At 41.7% G+C, this 13,444-nt stretch carries 18 protein-coding genes; 12 read left to right on the top strand and 6 right to left on the bottom strand.

Annotated features, from left to right (window positions below):
• The first annotated feature begins 112 nt into the window (after positions 1-112).
• The 5 genes from ACQKL0_RS11485 (at position 113) to ACQKL0_RS11465 (ending at position 3,670) form a co-directional block, all read left to right on the top strand.
• Positions 113-358, top strand: coding sequence for a DUF2164 domain-containing protein (locus ACQKL0_RS11485; protein ID WP_402874035.1), 246 nt, complete (start codon positions 113-115; stop codon positions 356-358).
• Between the two features lie 453 nt (positions 359-811).
• Complete coding sequence (locus tag ACQKL0_RS11480; protein WP_427687695.1) at positions 812-2,032, top strand: M20 metallopeptidase family protein; 1,221 nt, start codon at positions 812-814, stop codon at positions 2,030-2,032.
• Positions 2,033-2,105: 73 nt separating this feature from the next.
• Positions 2,106-2,921, top strand: coding sequence for a DUF3100 domain-containing protein (locus ACQKL0_RS11475; protein ID WP_402874041.1), 816 nt, complete (start codon positions 2,106-2,108; stop codon positions 2,919-2,921).
• Between the two features lie 31 nt (positions 2,922-2,952).
• A complete protein-coding gene (locus ACQKL0_RS11470; protein WP_402874046.1) occupies positions 2,953-3,396 on the top strand; it encodes a hypothetical protein in 444 nt (147 codons plus the stop codon).
• A 118-nt stretch (positions 3,397-3,514) separates the two neighbouring features.
• Complete coding sequence (locus ACQKL0_RS11465; protein WP_402957261.1) at positions 3,515-3,670, top strand: hypothetical protein; 156 nt, start codon at positions 3,515-3,517, stop codon at positions 3,668-3,670.
• 116 nt (positions 3,671-3,786) lie between these two features.
• On the opposite strand, the gene ACQKL0_RS11460 is transcribed toward ACQKL0_RS11465, so the two are convergent.
• A complete protein-coding gene (locus ACQKL0_RS11460) occupies positions 3,787-4,131 on the bottom strand; it encodes a DUF1048 domain-containing protein (RefSeq protein WP_407408739.1) in 345 nt (114 codons plus the stop codon).
• On the bottom strand, positions 4,128-4,472 hold the full coding sequence (locus ACQKL0_RS11455) for a PadR family transcriptional regulator (protein WP_402987181.1): 345 nt from the start codon (positions 4,470-4,472) through the stop codon (positions 4,128-4,130). Before ACQKL0_RS11455 ends, ACQKL0_RS11460 begins: the two co-directional genes overlap by 4 nt.
• A 289-nt stretch (positions 4,473-4,761) precedes the next feature.
• Here ACQKL0_RS11455 and ACQKL0_RS11450 point away from each other — a divergent pair, with 289 nt between their 5' ends.
• Genes ACQKL0_RS11450 through ACQKL0_RS11435 form a run of 4 tightly spaced genes read left to right on the top strand, consistent with a single transcriptional unit; the run spans position 4,762 to position 7,862 of the window.
• Entirely contained in the window at positions 4,762-5,139 is a 378-nt protein-coding gene (locus ACQKL0_RS11450) for a GntR family transcriptional regulator (protein ID WP_402874058.1), read from the top strand.
• On the top strand, positions 5,136-5,822 hold the full coding sequence (locus ACQKL0_RS11445; RefSeq protein WP_402874061.1) for an ABC transporter ATP-binding protein: 687 nt from the start codon (positions 5,136-5,138) through the stop codon (positions 5,820-5,822). Before ACQKL0_RS11450 ends, ACQKL0_RS11445 begins: the two co-directional genes overlap by 4 nt.
• Before the next feature lie 8 nt (positions 5,823-5,830).
• Complete coding sequence (locus tag ACQKL0_RS11440; protein ID WP_427687693.1) at positions 5,831-6,652, top strand: hypothetical protein; 822 nt, start codon at positions 5,831-5,833, stop codon at positions 6,650-6,652.
• Between the two features lie 34 nt (positions 6,653-6,686).
• Positions 6,687-7,862 carry a hypothetical protein gene (locus tag ACQKL0_RS11435; protein ID WP_427687692.1) on the top strand — a complete coding sequence of 392 codons (1,176 nt, stop codon included), beginning with the start codon at positions 6,687-6,689 and terminating at the stop codon, positions 7,860-7,862.
• Between the two features lie 56 nt (positions 7,863-7,918).
• On the opposite strand, the gene ACQKL0_RS11430 is transcribed toward ACQKL0_RS11435, so the two are convergent.
• Positions 7,919-8,617: a hypothetical protein gene (locus ACQKL0_RS11430; RefSeq protein ID WP_427687690.1), complete on the bottom strand. Its 699-nt coding sequence runs from the start codon at positions 8,615-8,617 to the stop codon at positions 7,919-7,921.
• 122 nt (positions 8,618-8,739) lie between these two features.
• On the bottom strand, positions 8,740-9,417 hold the full coding sequence (locus ACQKL0_RS11425; protein ID WP_427687855.1) for a YqjF family protein: 678 nt from the start codon (positions 9,415-9,417) through the stop codon (positions 8,740-8,742).
• Between the two features lie 222 nt (positions 9,418-9,639).
• On the opposite strand from ACQKL0_RS11425, the gene ACQKL0_RS11420 reads away from it, so the two are divergent.
• Positions 9,640-10,047, top strand: a complete 408-nt coding sequence (locus ACQKL0_RS11420; protein ID WP_403124747.1) for a VOC family protein — start codon at positions 9,640-9,642, stop codon at positions 10,045-10,047.
• On the opposite strand, the gene ACQKL0_RS11415 is transcribed toward ACQKL0_RS11420, so the two are convergent.
• Positions 10,044-10,700 (bottom strand): DUF6944 family repetitive protein, encoded by a 657-nt coding sequence (locus ACQKL0_RS11415; RefSeq protein ID WP_427687689.1) that lies wholly within the window; start codon positions 10,698-10,700, stop codon positions 10,044-10,046. The two genes, ACQKL0_RS11420 and ACQKL0_RS11415, sit on opposite strands and share 4 nt — an antisense overlap.
• 175 nt (positions 10,701-10,875) lie before the next feature.
• On the opposite strand from ACQKL0_RS11415, the gene ACQKL0_RS11410 reads away from it, so the two are divergent.
• Positions 10,876-11,157 (top strand): hypothetical protein, encoded by a 282-nt coding sequence (locus ACQKL0_RS11410; protein WP_427687687.1) that lies wholly within the window; start codon positions 10,876-10,878, stop codon positions 11,155-11,157.
• A 19-nt stretch (positions 11,158-11,176) separates the two neighbouring features.
• Positions 11,177-11,650, top strand: coding sequence for a YjdJ family protein (locus ACQKL0_RS11405; protein ID WP_427687685.1), 474 nt, complete (start codon positions 11,177-11,179; stop codon positions 11,648-11,650).
• 166 nt (positions 11,651-11,816) lie between these two features.
• Here ACQKL0_RS11405 and pruA read toward each other — a convergent pair whose 3' ends face one another.
• The gene (gene pruA / locus ACQKL0_RS11400) at positions 11,817-13,361 is read right to left on the bottom strand and encodes an L-glutamate gamma-semialdehyde dehydrogenase (protein ID WP_427687683.1); all 1,545 of its coding nucleotides are present in this window, start codon (positions 13,359-13,361) and stop codon (positions 11,817-11,819) included.
• Positions 13,362-13,444: the final 83 nt, after the last annotated feature.

Raw genomic sequence — 13,444 nt, 5'->3', positions numbered from 1 at the left:
GTCGTTTTTTTTACTTTTGTGCTGTACATATTCTTTTATGAAAAAACAGGCTATAAATGGGGACCATCACCATTTATAATTACATGTACTATCCATGAAGGGGTGTTCGATTTTGTTTATAAAACTTACAAAAGACCAACAGCAATTAATGATTTCCGATATCCAGTATTTCTTCTCGCAAGAAAGAGATGAGGAAATCACGGAATTTGCCGCGGAAAGAGTATTGGATTTCGTCAAGGAAACACTTGCTCCTCATTTCTATAACGCGGCCGTCCAAGATGTTAAACATGTCGTGGAACAACAGTTTTCTTCCATGGAAGATGAAATACTGACGTTGGAACGCCCGATAAAGAGATAAGCGAGGAAGAATATGAGGCCTTTTTCCATCCAAAGAGCCGTAGCTTGAGTATATGATAAGTCGTCGATCCCAAGAAAGTAAGGGCGAGGGCTTATTTTTTATATAGATATAACATTTCTAATTCGCTTTTTAGAAAAAATAATATTGTAAAAAAGAAATTTTTCTAAAAATTAAAATAAAATTAGTTAGAAGATATAAACTGATGTCCCATCCTATTAACCTTGTGAACTCAATAAAATCAGCTCTTTCATTGCCTAAAGTAACTCTATTTAGAAGACCATAATTCTATGAATATGCAGAATTATTGGTATTTTCTGATATGTACAGGTTATATTTGAAATGGTAGTATAAAAGTACTGGTGGATATTGAGGTTAAATATGTAATTTAAATATAATTGTGGCAATTATTATTATTTTAATAGTATGTACAAAGTAGTATAGGGGATGAGTATTGTGAGTATAAAAAGCGTTACAAGTTCTTTGACGGCAGCTGAAATCGTGGAGAAGGCATCAGGGATCTATGAAGAAGCTGTGAGAATAAGAAGAATGATCCATGAAAATCCTGAACTTGGATTTGAAGAGACAAAAACCGCTGAAATGATTGCGGATTATTTGAAAGGGCTTGGAATCGAAGTGACTACAGGAGTAGCGAAAACGGGAGTTGTGGGTCTTCTTCATGGCGATAAAGAGGGGCCAGTACTTGCGTTACGGGCCGACATTGATGCGTTACCGATTCAGGAGAAAACGGGTGTGCCCTATCAATCTCAAAATCCCGGTGTGATGCATGCGTGCGGACATGATATGCATACCGCGATGTTACTGGCTGCCGCCCATGTTTTATCCCAAAATAAGCAACATATTTCCGGTACGATAAAATTCATTTTTCAACCCGCTGAAGAGATGAAGGGCGGGGGAGGCGTAATGGTCGATGAAGGAGTTCTTAGTAATCCTGCAGTTGACCATGCCTTTGCTTTTCATGTTTGGCCTGAGTTAGCTACTGGAACATATGGATTTAGAAATGGAGCCATCATGGCAAGCATGGATTCCTTTGATGTTATGCTAAAAGGCAAACAAGGCCATGGGGCAGCACCTCATCAAGGGGTGGATGCAATCGTCGGGGCTGCTCATATCGTAACGGCCCTCCAAACGATAGTCAGCAGGGAAACGGATCCGGTTGACTCCGTCGTTCTGACAATCGGAACGATAGAAGCAGGAGATGGCTATAATATCATCCCTGAAAAAGCTAGTTTTAGAGGAACGGTGCGTACTCTTAATGCCGATACCCGTAAGAAAGTGGCTGACAGTATTCAGCGGATCGTTGAAGGTGTGGCTTCGGCTCTTAAACTAGAAGTGGAAATCAATTTTAACTTTTCAGTGGGCTACCCTGTTACCATAAATGATTCAACATTCAATGAACATGCTGCTGCGATTGCGGCGGACTTATTTGGGGAAGAGTCCGTTCAATGGTTGAGTAAACCAAGTATGGCAAGTGAAGACTTCGCTTTCTATTTAGAAAAAGTTCCGGGTACGTTTGTCTTCTTAGGTGTAGCGGAAAACCCGGATGACCCTATGAAGTTACATAGCGACGTGTTTCTGCCAGATGAGAAAGCGATGATTCAGGGGATTTCACTTATCGTGGGCATAGCTTTACATACGACTGAGAAAATTCAATAAATAACATCGCAAACATGGATCGTACGGGCTTTCCTTTTTGAAGTCCGTACCAATCGTAGACAAAAAAGGAGTGATGAATGTGCAAGAAAATTCTCTGCGTAGTTGGAAAATTCATTTTTTTGTTTTGATATTAGTGTGTATAACAGAATTCATCGGTGTAAAAACCTTTAATATCGGTATTGGGGCCATTGCCTTATTTCCCATGTTGTATGCATTGATCATCGGTGCGGTCATTAGTTTACCTTCTTTGAAAGTCTTAAAACCGAAGGAAATGAATGTAGCGGCCAATATTTTAGGGATTTCATTCATGCTTTTTGTAGCCAAATTAGGCATGTTAATGGGACCATCCTTGCCACAGATATTTGATGCCGGCCTTGCTTTAGGTTTGCAGGAATTGGGGCATTTCGCAGGGACAATCCTATTAGGTTTACCGATTGCATTGTTACTTGGCATGAAAAGAGAAGCAGTCGGTGCCACTTTTTCGATTGATAGAGAACCAAACTTAGCCATCATCGCTGAAAAATATGGATCGGATTCACCTGAAGGCAGGGGAGCACTGGGCGTATATGTGTGCGGGACTTTGTTTGGAGCATTATACCTTTCCGTGTTAGCGAGCTTTTTGGCTCAAACTGGTTGGTTCCATCCGATTTCCCTTGCCATGGGTGCAGGAGTGGGATCAGGTAGCATGATGGCTGCGATGTCTGGAGCGCTAGCGGTAATATTCCCGGAATCCGCAAAGGATATTGCTGTATTTGCCGGTGCGGCTAACTTAATTACAACAATCTTAGGGACATACATATGTGTATTCTTCTCCCTTCCTTTTACAAACTTTTTATACAAAAAATTAGAACCCGTTTTGGGGCGTAAGTCAAAAGTGATTGAAAAATAAGGCAGTGCAGGACTTAAAGGGGAGAGGTTATATGAAAGATAAGATATTGACTTTTATAATCATTGGAATAATAGCCCTGATGGGAAATTGGATTGGATACGATGTTTCACCTATAGATGCACTACCAGGCATGTTGATCATTGTTGCCGTTACGATCGTAGGGTTCTTTTTGGCTAAAGTCATCCCTATAAAACTACCCATCGTCATTTGGGTTTCGATGTTAGCGCTGCTGATTACAACGCCCATTTTTCCCGGAAATGCAGAAATCATCAAGGTAACGGAACATGTGAATTTCATGGCGCTGGCCACTCCCATTTTGGCATATGCGGGTCTATCCTTCGGGAAAGATTTAAAGGAATTCAAACAATTAGGGTGGCGAATCGTTGTCATTTCTCTAGTTGTTTATACAGGAACGTTTGTCCTTTCAACGGTTGTTGCAGAAATTAGTTTTAGATTAACTGGGAAATTCCATTAAGCGTACTTAAAGAAAGATGCCCGTCTCAGTAAAATGAAGCGGGCATTTTTTTATGCAAACTGATTCAAGAATGAAAAAGCCACTCCTGGATATTCTATCAATGAAAGGGGGATAGCCCATGAAAAAGCGCGAAAATCATGAAGAAGAACCAATCGTAGCCGATGGAATCACAACGCAAGAGGAGCTGGATGAAAGCGCTACTCCGGAAGAGGTGGCAAAAGGAGACTATACAAAAGTCGTCACACTCTCATTGGATGAAAATGATCCAAGCTGAACGGAAAGTCAGCAGGCCCATTGGGTTTGTTGACTTTTTTTGAAAAAATAAGAGCCTTCTACATTCTGCGTAGCAAGGCTCTTTAAAATTGTTTACTTCTTATCCTTCAAATAGATTCATTCAATACGTCCGATGGTATCGTTCAATTTCTTGCGATACTTATCCTTCCAAGTTTGCTCATCCTTCACTAGTTCGTCACAGAAGGCAGCCACGTCCTCACCTGTCAGGTCGGTGACTTTTTTGCTTTCCGCTGCACCTTCCTCGAAAAGGTCGAGAATACCGGAAAAAATACGATTGGTACCCTCCCAATCGGTGGGGCTGTCTCCAGCAGTCCACATATACTTTTGGATCGCTTTGTAAGCGTTATGGTATTCACTAGGAAGAGCCTTCGCACGCGCCTCCATCGCTTTCCATTCTCTCTTTTCATCAAAACTTCCCATTATTTTTTCAAAAAAACTCATTTTGCGTCTCCCCTTTCAATCGGTAAGTTTTTAAGTTCATTCAGTTTACTTGAAATGAATGCCCATTTTGTCCAGAAAACTTGAAGCTTTTCTTGACCCGCTGCATTGAGGGTGTAAAATTTCCTTGGTGGTCCCATCGTGGATGGCTTTTTCTCGATGTCTACCAGATTGTTCTTTTCAAGCCTCATCGTAATCGTGTAAACCGTGCCTTCCACTACATCAACGAAGCCGAGTTTTTGTAGTTGCTGTGTAATTTCGTAGCCATACGTTTCGCCTCGGCTGATGATTTCAAGCACACAACCTTCAAGCACCCCTTTCAGCATTTCTGTCAGATTCTCCAAAAGAATTCACCCCATATGTTTGTTGTTGGATTTTATACGCTATTTAGTAATACTTACTACTAGTATATAGTATCACATAGTAGTGATTTGTCAATCGCCTTCCATTTATCTATAGAGTATTTTTGGAGGAATCGTCTTCATCATAAAATGGAAATATTTTTTAAAACGATATTGACAGCTGAAGTGTATTACGGGTATAGTACATACATAAGGTGTATGAACCACTTAATACATACACTTGAGTCCAAGTGTGATTATCAGATCTTTTATTAAATATAGGGGTGGTTTAATGAACGTTTCGTTTAATGCCCGTGAGCCGGTTTATTTGCAAGTGGTGAGGCATTTCAAAGAACAGATGGCCATTGGGGAGTTAGTTGCGGGACAGGAAATCCCTTCGCGTCGGGAATTGGCGGCAACATTGAATATTAATCCGAATACGGCCCAAAAGGCGTATAAAGAAATGGAGGAACAAGGTTTGATTCATACAGAAAGAAATTTCCCAAGTCGAATCACTACGGATGAAGAGATGTTACATGCTGTCCGACAAGAGCTTATTCTTGCTGCGGTCGATTCTTTTGTAGAAGCCATTCGTCCCATTCATGTACCGGTTGATGAGCTACTTCAGATCGTGAAAGATAAATATGCAAAAGAGGGGGAAGAGAAATGATCGAAGTGAAGCAAATCTCTAAGAAGTACGGTCGAAAGAAAATCTTGGATGGGATGTCTTTTACCGCGAACAAAGGGGAAATCACCTGCCTGATCGGGATAAACGGTGTAGGGAAAACCACGACGTTAAAGGCGATTATGGGATTGACGCCGTATCGTGGGGAAATTTTGATTGATCATGAAAAGCTCAATACAAACAGTTATGAAAAGATCACCTTCATTCCGGACGCTCCGATTATGCTTCCGCAAATGACGATCAAGCAGGCTATGGTCTTCATGAACGATTTCTATACTACATGGAATCAGTCAAGAGCCAATGAGTTGCTGGATTTTTTCAAACTGGAGGAAAACACAAGGATTTCAGATTTATCAAAAGGGAACACGGCAAAAGTCAACTTGATGCTGGGTCTGTCGCTTGATGTGGATTACGTGCTAATGGATGAACCATTTTCCGGCATCGATATGTTTAGCCGGGAACAAATTGCCGACGTCTTTGCCAGTCATTTGATCGAGGACAGGGGAGTCATCATCACGACCCATGAAATCGGTGATATTGAACATTTAATCGATAAGGTCATCTTACTTGGAAACGGAAATGTAGTGAAAGAGTTCAATACAGAAGATATGCGTGAAGAGGAAGGGAAATCAGTAGTCGATGTAATGAGAGAGGTGTATCAAGGATGATGCGTTATATGAAGCTAGTCAATTTCGAAATCAACCGTTTTAGCAAAATCTATTTTTCATTGTTGTTGATCACGATCCTTTCGCAATTTGCAGGCGTGATCATTAAAGTACAAGGATTCTTAAATAAAACTGATCAAACCATGTTAGAAGAAAAATTGACCGAAGCTACTTATTTAGAAGTTTATGGCGGAGTGAACTTTAACTTGGTTTCAGGGTCGCTCTGGTTTTTAGGACCGATTGCGTTGTGTGCCGTTGCCCTTATATTCTACATCTTTCTCATTTGGTACCGTGATTGGTTCGGGAAAAATACTTTTATTTATCGCCTGTTGATGCTGCCGACTACGAGATTATCTCTCTATTTATCCAAAGCTACAGCGATTTTCTTGATGGTATTAGGACTGATTGCCTTACAATTGATCATCCTACCGATGGAGAATGCCCTGTTCAATTCCATGATGCCGGAAGTGTTCTTAACCGCAAAAATGAGTGTGATGACCATCCTTGAATCCAACCGAGTATTAGCGCTCATCATTCCTGGCTCGTTCACTCAATTTATCATTTCCTATGGAATCGGGCTGATGATCCTGTTTGTCTTATTTACAGCCATCATGTTGGAAAGAAGTTACCGGATCAAAGGGATTGTGCTAGGCATTAGTTATTCCGTACTAGCGGGCGCATTGTTCCTATCGCCTATTTGGCAGAATGGTTCTAACGGTATCTCTCTTTATCCGTCAGAAATCTTCGGTAGTTTAATCGCTTTGGGGATTATCATTACAGCCGTCTCCATCTGGCTTGGCTCTTGGTTGTTAAAGAAACGTGTAACCGTATAAAGTCCCACCAACTAATATAAGGAGAGTGAACAGGGTGAAACGATATATCAGCAGCATCCTCATCATCGTCGTTAGTCTATTTAGTATCGGAACGTATTATGCTCAAGTAACTTCTTACGCTTCAAACCTTCCCAAACTTACATTTAAAACGATAGAAGGTAATGAAAAGGAATTACAATCGGTTGCCTTGGAAGGATATTATGAAGAGGGCAGCCTAAGTGAACATTTTCGTGTTGAATCCAATAAATTGAAATATGCAAAAGAACAGTCTTATTTTGAAAAAATTTTTGATTTCTATGATCCTAACTATAAACGGTTGGTGAATGAGTATCGTTCCTTCATGAGGGATAAAGAATATATCGAAACGTATTATGAAGATCGAGATAACCTGACGTTCGTAACCATGAATGTGGATTATGAGAATAGAAAATTTAGCTCGTACTTCAATATTGATAGTTTAGAAAAGAAAAACAAAGATGAAAAGTCGTATGAAATAGATGTGCCAGAACAAGAAAAATATGATGATATCATAGTAAGGGATATTCAATTCGCTCAATCCAAATTACAGGTCATCACTCAAAATGATGTGATTACGAAGGATGAAAAAGATACGGTTGAGATACACCACTACACCATTGATTTAGCCGGTCAAAAAATCGTGAGCGATGAAACGCTTTTATCCGAAACGTTTGATTCATCCAATGAAGGACATTTCTCTATGCCGTCAAAAGTCGATAGAGGGATGGTAAGTCATGTGTTCTTACTGGCGTTAGTAAAAGGTAGGTATAGTGAAGAGGAAGGATTCAAGGAAAAAAGGGGTGAAAGTTCACTATTCGCTTATCATTACGACACAAAGAAACTGGAAAAAATCAAGATTCCAAATGAAGAGAATATCACCTTTGAATCTGTGGAAAGTGACTTTTTCTATGATGATGAGACTCTCTACGTGACAGGATGGGAGGAAGGGATGAATCGTATCCTCACCTTTGATATCGATAAACAGAAAGTAATCAATGACTACAAACCGGGATCTGTTGATTTCACTGAGATAAAGGATGGACGCATCTTTGCCATTACCAAAGGTGAATTGCTGATTGCCAATCCGAAGACTGGAAAGACGCTTTATAAAGGAGAATTGGTGGTCGATTCTGATGACCAGAAGAAAGATAAGAATCATATCATTCAATTGCATGATATTTACATCAAATAAATCTTTTGACCGAGACTCCCCTTGAAGAAGGGGAGTTTTTCAGGTTTATAAGTCTTCTATTTTTCCGTTATGAATCTCTCAACATTATCTGATAAAAGAACGGTATCCCATGGTATCCAATACCATTGTTCCCCATCGAAAAATAAGGGGAACGTATAGGCGATCGGTTCTTCGGTATAGAATGCGAGTTGATAGCTAGCCGGGTCTCCTTGGCTGGTATTCGGATTAAAGCGGGCGTTCGTCTTTCCTTCGTTAAGTATCAGGGTCATAGCTTGTATCTCATGTTTATCCGATAATGAATGGGTGAGTACGGGATGATTATCTTTATCCTCTTTATATATATCTATTCGATTGATCGATTCTTCATCGATGTCTTCGTATTTGCCCCGAAATGTTTGATTCTCCGTAACTTCATGATAGATTGCATACCCATTGATTTCGTCTTTTGACTGAATAGCAGCAAATTCAGGCTTGCCTTGTACGGAAAAGACCTCCGTACCCTTTTCCCAGAATGCGGCGTCACCTTCTTTCGTCTTGTAATCGACATCGGATACATGATCCGCGACTCTGAACTTCACTTCTCCTATCTTTTCCCCGATAGAAGTGGAGTCGGCAAGGATAGCGGAATGGACCCCTTCATACTGTTTGCTATTGATTTTAACGAAATCGACCCACTCAATCTCAATGATTGATTCTTGAGCATTACAAGAGACAAGGAATAAACTGCATGCCAACATCCCTATCCATTTTTTCATCATGACCCCTCCATTTGTAGGAATGCTACGTTGACCGATAAAATGTAGATTTTGACCGATATATTCCAATTTTGACCGATAAACGCTCAACATTGACCGATATAATGGCTATATCCGATCATTTAGTCGGTCGCACGGACCAATGGCCACATCCGGACTTCCAATGTTTTTGCAAAATGCAAGATGGGCTTGTCGTTTTCAACATGAATGCCTTGGTTGGTCAGCATCGTGTTCTGTCTGATATCCGCTTCAGCATGCTGGAGTGGCCAGGGTTTATGCAGGATATCGCAACGAAGCGGCACTCCTCTATTGTTTAGTGTATATAAGCAATAACGCTCTGTAAGCCATTCATCGAAAGAACCTTTTTCGGCAAGATACGGTTCTGAGGTTGGTTTGTATGTACACTCGAATATTTGACTGCCACTTCTTCTCTTGCTTTTATAATCGATGACATCGCCGCTGCGCTGCACATTCATATCGGCAAATTTATATGGCAAATGGTAGACAGTTTGGGCAGTCTTGACCGCAAGCATATTGGATGCATCCAGGCTAAAGAAGTACACCCCCGGTTTTCCATCCACTGTGACATAAGTCCGGACGTTGAGTTCAGGAAACCGATCCGTGCCTGGTACGGGAGGTAGCCCTCTTAGACGAATGTCCGTCATATGAAACGGAACGACGCCTATCCACCCCATGCCGTCAAAAGAATCTATCGGCAGCACGGTAGGTACTAACTTTCGCAAGACGTCGATCTTTATTGGATAATGGGCAAACAACAGATCATTCCATGTCTGTTTCATCGTCCAGGGTAATCGTGGCAATGGCCATGAACGATGGCTATCGTCCCATTGGTTATCAAAGAAGTGTTTAGGTTGGTCTTTCATGTTGTTCTCCTCCTTATTCACGGCTGCTTTAAACCTGTTGCAAGCATCTATTCCTTTCATTTATGCTAAAATAAACCAGTTACTGGTAGTATATCAAAATGAACCGGTTTTCGATATATAACAAATGGAGGTGCGCATATGTCAAAAGGCTTCATTCATCATATCGAGATCAATGTCTCCGACTTGAAAAGAACCGTGACATTTTGGAGTTGGTTTTTGGAGGAGCTAGGGTATCGTCCTTTCCAGGAATGGGATGGGGGGAGGAGCTGGAGAATCGATGATCTGTATGTGGTGTTTGTCCAAGCAGAGAAGCGTTTTCTCGAAATTCCCTTTCATAGGGGAAGAGTGGGGCTTAATCATCTAGCCTTTCATGCAAGCTCACGCCAGGAAGTGGATGAGATGACACATAAATTAAAACAGCAGGGAATGCGCATTCTTTATCCCGACAGGCATCCGTTCGCTGGTGGGAAGGACCATTATGCTGTATTCTTCGAGGATCCCGATAGATTGAAAGTGGAATTGGTTGCTCCTGTTGAATCCCTTTAGGGATGGGCAAAATGATAGTGGTGATACGAATAAGGATTATCGCCTCCATTTTCGGGGGCATTATCCGCTTCCACCTCCATCGTGACGGCACGAATCAAGATAAAGGCACCGATAACTTGGAGCCAGGCACCGATTAATAGGATCATTTCACCAATCTCCCTGTTATCCTGTAAAATGAAAAGATTACCGATGGCGTCGAGGAATGAGCCTAATGACACGAGGCTATTTCCTGTAATATCGAGAGACTTGAATGACGATTCTTCGGCAATGTATGCTGCGACTGCCTCGAAAGCAGCACCGAGGCCTTGGATGCCACTACCGAGTGTATCGATTTTTAAGCCTTCTTCCTCTTCACCACTCAGTTCAATACTGATACCTACAGAATTTGCCGTATTTCCCGCGGCTTCAACCCATTCGCCGAAAATATAATATAGTTGCGAAAGCGGATACTCCTCGGGGTTGAACAATTTTGTCCTAGCGATTGCCTGAAGTGAATTGCCGACCGCCTCGATTCCATTCCCCTTAATAATCAAATCCTTGCCCAAATCCGTGCCTGTCAATGTTTGCTGGGTTTGCCCGATGGCTTCAACAACCGTGCCGATCCCCAATAACCAAGCTCCCGTGATAAGGAGGTCTTCTCCGCTTGTACCCATAGTCCGAACGCCCCTTACAAGAAGTTACCTTATGGTATTCGGGGAAGTACATTTATGTACAGGTGAACGATGGGGAATATCATATAATTTGGATGTTTATGTTAAACTGGATGAGGAGTTATTTACCTTTTAATAAAAAATAAGAATGTTATTAACCATGTAGGCGGAGGTTCAAATGGGGATATTTTTTATAAAGAGAGGAAATGCGAAAAGAACAAAAGCGAATATGATCCTTCATACGATGATTGCGGTAGCGATGATCATCCTTTTAGTGATGGCAATCATCAACGGAAAAGAGTTCTTTTACTTAAAGCTGATTTTCCTATTAGCGGGTATCAGTTCGATTATAGATGGAATGGAAAGCTATTTACAAAAAGAGAAAAGGAAAGTCTATTTGCTTGATTTTGGATATGCATTGATTTGGTTCTTATTGGTTTATATGTATATGACCATGTGAGAGGGAAGGGGAGTTGTCGATGAAGGGTGTATTACAGGCTATAATGGCGATGCTGTTCTTTTTGATTTTCACGTTTTGTGCGTGGTATGAAGGAAGTGAAATCTTGGATAATCCATGGGAGTGGGAGTATACAACGCCTTTTTCGGAGCTAGTACACACACAAGTTGAAGGCCCGGAGGATATTTCCAGTCTGGACCATCTTGTGTACGCGGCCAAGTTCAGGCCGTTGTTCCCGGCACTTATGATGATGACACTATTATACTTAGTCACGCTAACGGGCCTTACAGTAAGTGAAGGAAGTCGGAAAAAATCGGCTTTCTTTCTAACGGGGCTGGGCACTTTATTGCTACTCATGAGCGGTTTGATTTGGAGTTCACCGACGGTTGGGGGTCATTTCTTCAAGGGGATTTCCCTGATTTTTGGTATAGTGGCCATCTTGGTTGGAATGCTGTATTACGTTAAATGGACACCCCTATCCAAAAGAGTGGCTTAGTTATAGGTACTCTATGGATTTGGGTATATATAATAGAAGAAACTCGAATTATATGACTCACGTAAAAAGGAACCGCCCGCAATAATGGGGCAGTTCCTTTTTATACGAGTTACGACTTTTTCTTTATCTATATAATAGGAAGAAACTCGAATTCTACTAGAGGCTCTTATAACTTTTCAGATACCGATTTGGATTGCATATGCAAGGTCAAGAAGTCAGGACCGCCCGCTTTTGAACAGGTTCCAGACATATTGTACCCTCCGAATGGTTGGTACCCAACGATAGCACCTGTACAGCCTCGGTTAAAGTATAAATTCCCCACGAAGAACTCTTCGCGCGCCTGTTCGATATGGTCACGGTTTGTTGAAATGACGGCACCCGTCAAGCCGTATTCTGTGTTATTGGCAATTTCTAGCGCTTCGTCAAAGTCTTTTGCTTTGGAAACGGCGACGATTGGACCGAAGATTTCTTCTTGCATCAAGCGTGCTCTTGGTGCCACATCTGCGACAACAGTTGGTTGAATGAAGTAACCTGTTGAATCATCCGCTTCTCCACCCGTAAGGATGCGTCCTTCTTCTTTAGCGACGTCAAAGTAGCTTGTCACCTTTTTGAAGGCATTTTCATCAATGACGGTAGCCATGAAGTTGTTATGGTCAGTTGGGTCTCCCACCGTTAATTCTTTTGTCAATTCTACTACACGATCCAATACGGTATCGTACACATCCTCGACGATGATGGCACGTGAGCAAGCGGAACATTTTTGGCCACTGAATCCGAAAGCGGATTTAACGATCGATTGTGCAGCCAATTCAAGGTCTGCCTCTTTGTCGACGACGATTGTATCTTTCCCGCCCATTTCGGCAATGACGCGCTTAATCCAAATTTGTCCTTCGTTTACGGCTGCCGCGCGTTGGTTAATGCGCAAACCGACATCGCGTGAACCGGTGAAGCTAATGAAGCGAGTGCGTGGGTGATCGACTAAGTAATCGCCAACCTCACCACCAGGTCCTGGGATGTAGTTCACGACACCAGCTGGAAGGCCGGCTTCTTCAAGAATTTCAATGAATTTATACGCAATGATTGGTGTTGTGGATGCCGGTTTCAGTAAGATGGTGTTCCCTGTAACCACGGCTGCCACGGCCGTCCCGGCCATGATGGCAAATGGGAAGTTCCATGGTGAAATGATGACACCGACACCAAGTGGGATATAGCCAAATTTATTATATTCGCCTGGAAGGCTCTTTACTGGTTTTCCGTCTTTCAATTCGAGCATTTGACGCGCATAATATTCCATGAAGTCAATGGCTTCCGCTGTGTCAGCATCTGCCTCAACCCATGGTTTACCCGCTTCAAGGGTCATGACTGCAGACATTTCATGACGACGGCGTCTTGTAATGGCAGCTGCTTTAAATAGAATGTCAGCCCGTACTTCCGGTTTTACTTTGCTCCAAGTCTTGAATGTCTGGTCGGCAACTTGCATCGCTTTTTCGGCCAGTTCTTTGTTTGCCTTAGATACTGTGCCCACGACTTCGGTTTTTTTAGCCGGATTGTAAGAAGTGATTTTATCATGAGTAGTGATGCGTTCCCCACCAATAACTAATGGATAATCTTTTCCAAGTTCACTTTGAACCTTTTGAAGGGCCTCATTGTAAGCTTGTTGGTTTTCCTTTTTTGAAAAGTCAGTTAGTTGTTCAGTTGTGTATGGAATCAATTTAATATCCTCCTTATAATCACGGGTGCCAAATAATTGTGCACTTATGTTATTGTTAATATATATATAATGCAACATTTTTT

The organism is Peribacillus sp. NPDC097264 (assembly GCF_050277925.1).
In the GTDB taxonomy this organism is placed as follows: domain Bacteria; phylum Bacillota; class Bacilli; order Bacillales; family DSM-1321; genus Peribacillus.
The sequence above is the reverse complement of the archived record's forward strand: the minus strand, read 5'-3'. Positions and strand labels throughout refer to the sequence as shown.

Bases quoted from the DNA above. Each gene is read 5' to 3' on its own strand.
- ACQKL0_RS11410 (WP_427687687.1), top strand. From the start codon at position 10,876: ATGGGGATATTTTTTATAAAGAGAGGAAATGCGAAAAGAACAAAAGCG.
- ACQKL0_RS11425 (WP_427687855.1), bottom strand. From the start codon at position 9,417: ATGAAACAGACATGGAATGATCTGTTGTTTGCCCATTATCCAATAAAG.
- ACQKL0_RS11470 (WP_402874046.1), top strand. From the start codon at position 2,953: ATGAAAGATAAGATATTGACTTTTATAATCATTGGAATAATAGCCCTG.
- ACQKL0_RS11450 (WP_402874058.1), top strand. From the start codon at position 4,762: ATGAACGTTTCGTTTAATGCCCGTGAGCCGGTTTATTTGCAAGTGGTG.
- ACQKL0_RS11440 (WP_427687693.1), top strand. From the start codon at position 5,831: ATGAAGCTAGTCAATTTCGAAATCAACCGTTTTAGCAAAATCTATTTT.
- ACQKL0_RS11465 (WP_402957261.1), top strand. From the start codon at position 3,515: ATGAAAAAGCGCGAAAATCATGAAGAAGAACCAATCGTAGCCGATGGA.
- ACQKL0_RS11460 (WP_407408739.1), bottom strand. From the start codon at position 4,131: ATGAGTTTTTTTGAAAAAATAATGGGAAGTTTTGATGAAAAGAGAGAA.
- ACQKL0_RS11430 (WP_427687690.1), bottom strand. From the start codon at position 8,617: ATGAAAAAATGGATAGGGATGTTGGCATGCAGTTTATTCCTTGTCTCT.
- ACQKL0_RS11445 (WP_402874061.1), top strand. From the start codon at position 5,136: ATGATCGAAGTGAAGCAAATCTCTAAGAAGTACGGTCGAAAGAAAATC.
- ACQKL0_RS11475 (WP_402874041.1), top strand. From the start codon at position 2,106: ATGAATGTGCAAGAAAATTCTCTGCGTAGTTGGAAAATTCATTTTTTT.
- ACQKL0_RS11420 (WP_403124747.1), top strand. From the start codon at position 9,640: ATGTCAAAAGGCTTCATTCATCATATCGAGATCAATGTCTCCGACTTG.
- ACQKL0_RS11405 (WP_427687685.1), top strand. From the start codon at position 11,177: ATGAAGGGTGTATTACAGGCTATAATGGCGATGCTGTTCTTTTTGATT.
- ACQKL0_RS11415 (WP_427687689.1), bottom strand. From the start codon at position 10,700: ATGGGTACAAGCGGAGAAGACCTCCTTATCACGGGAGCTTGGTTATTG.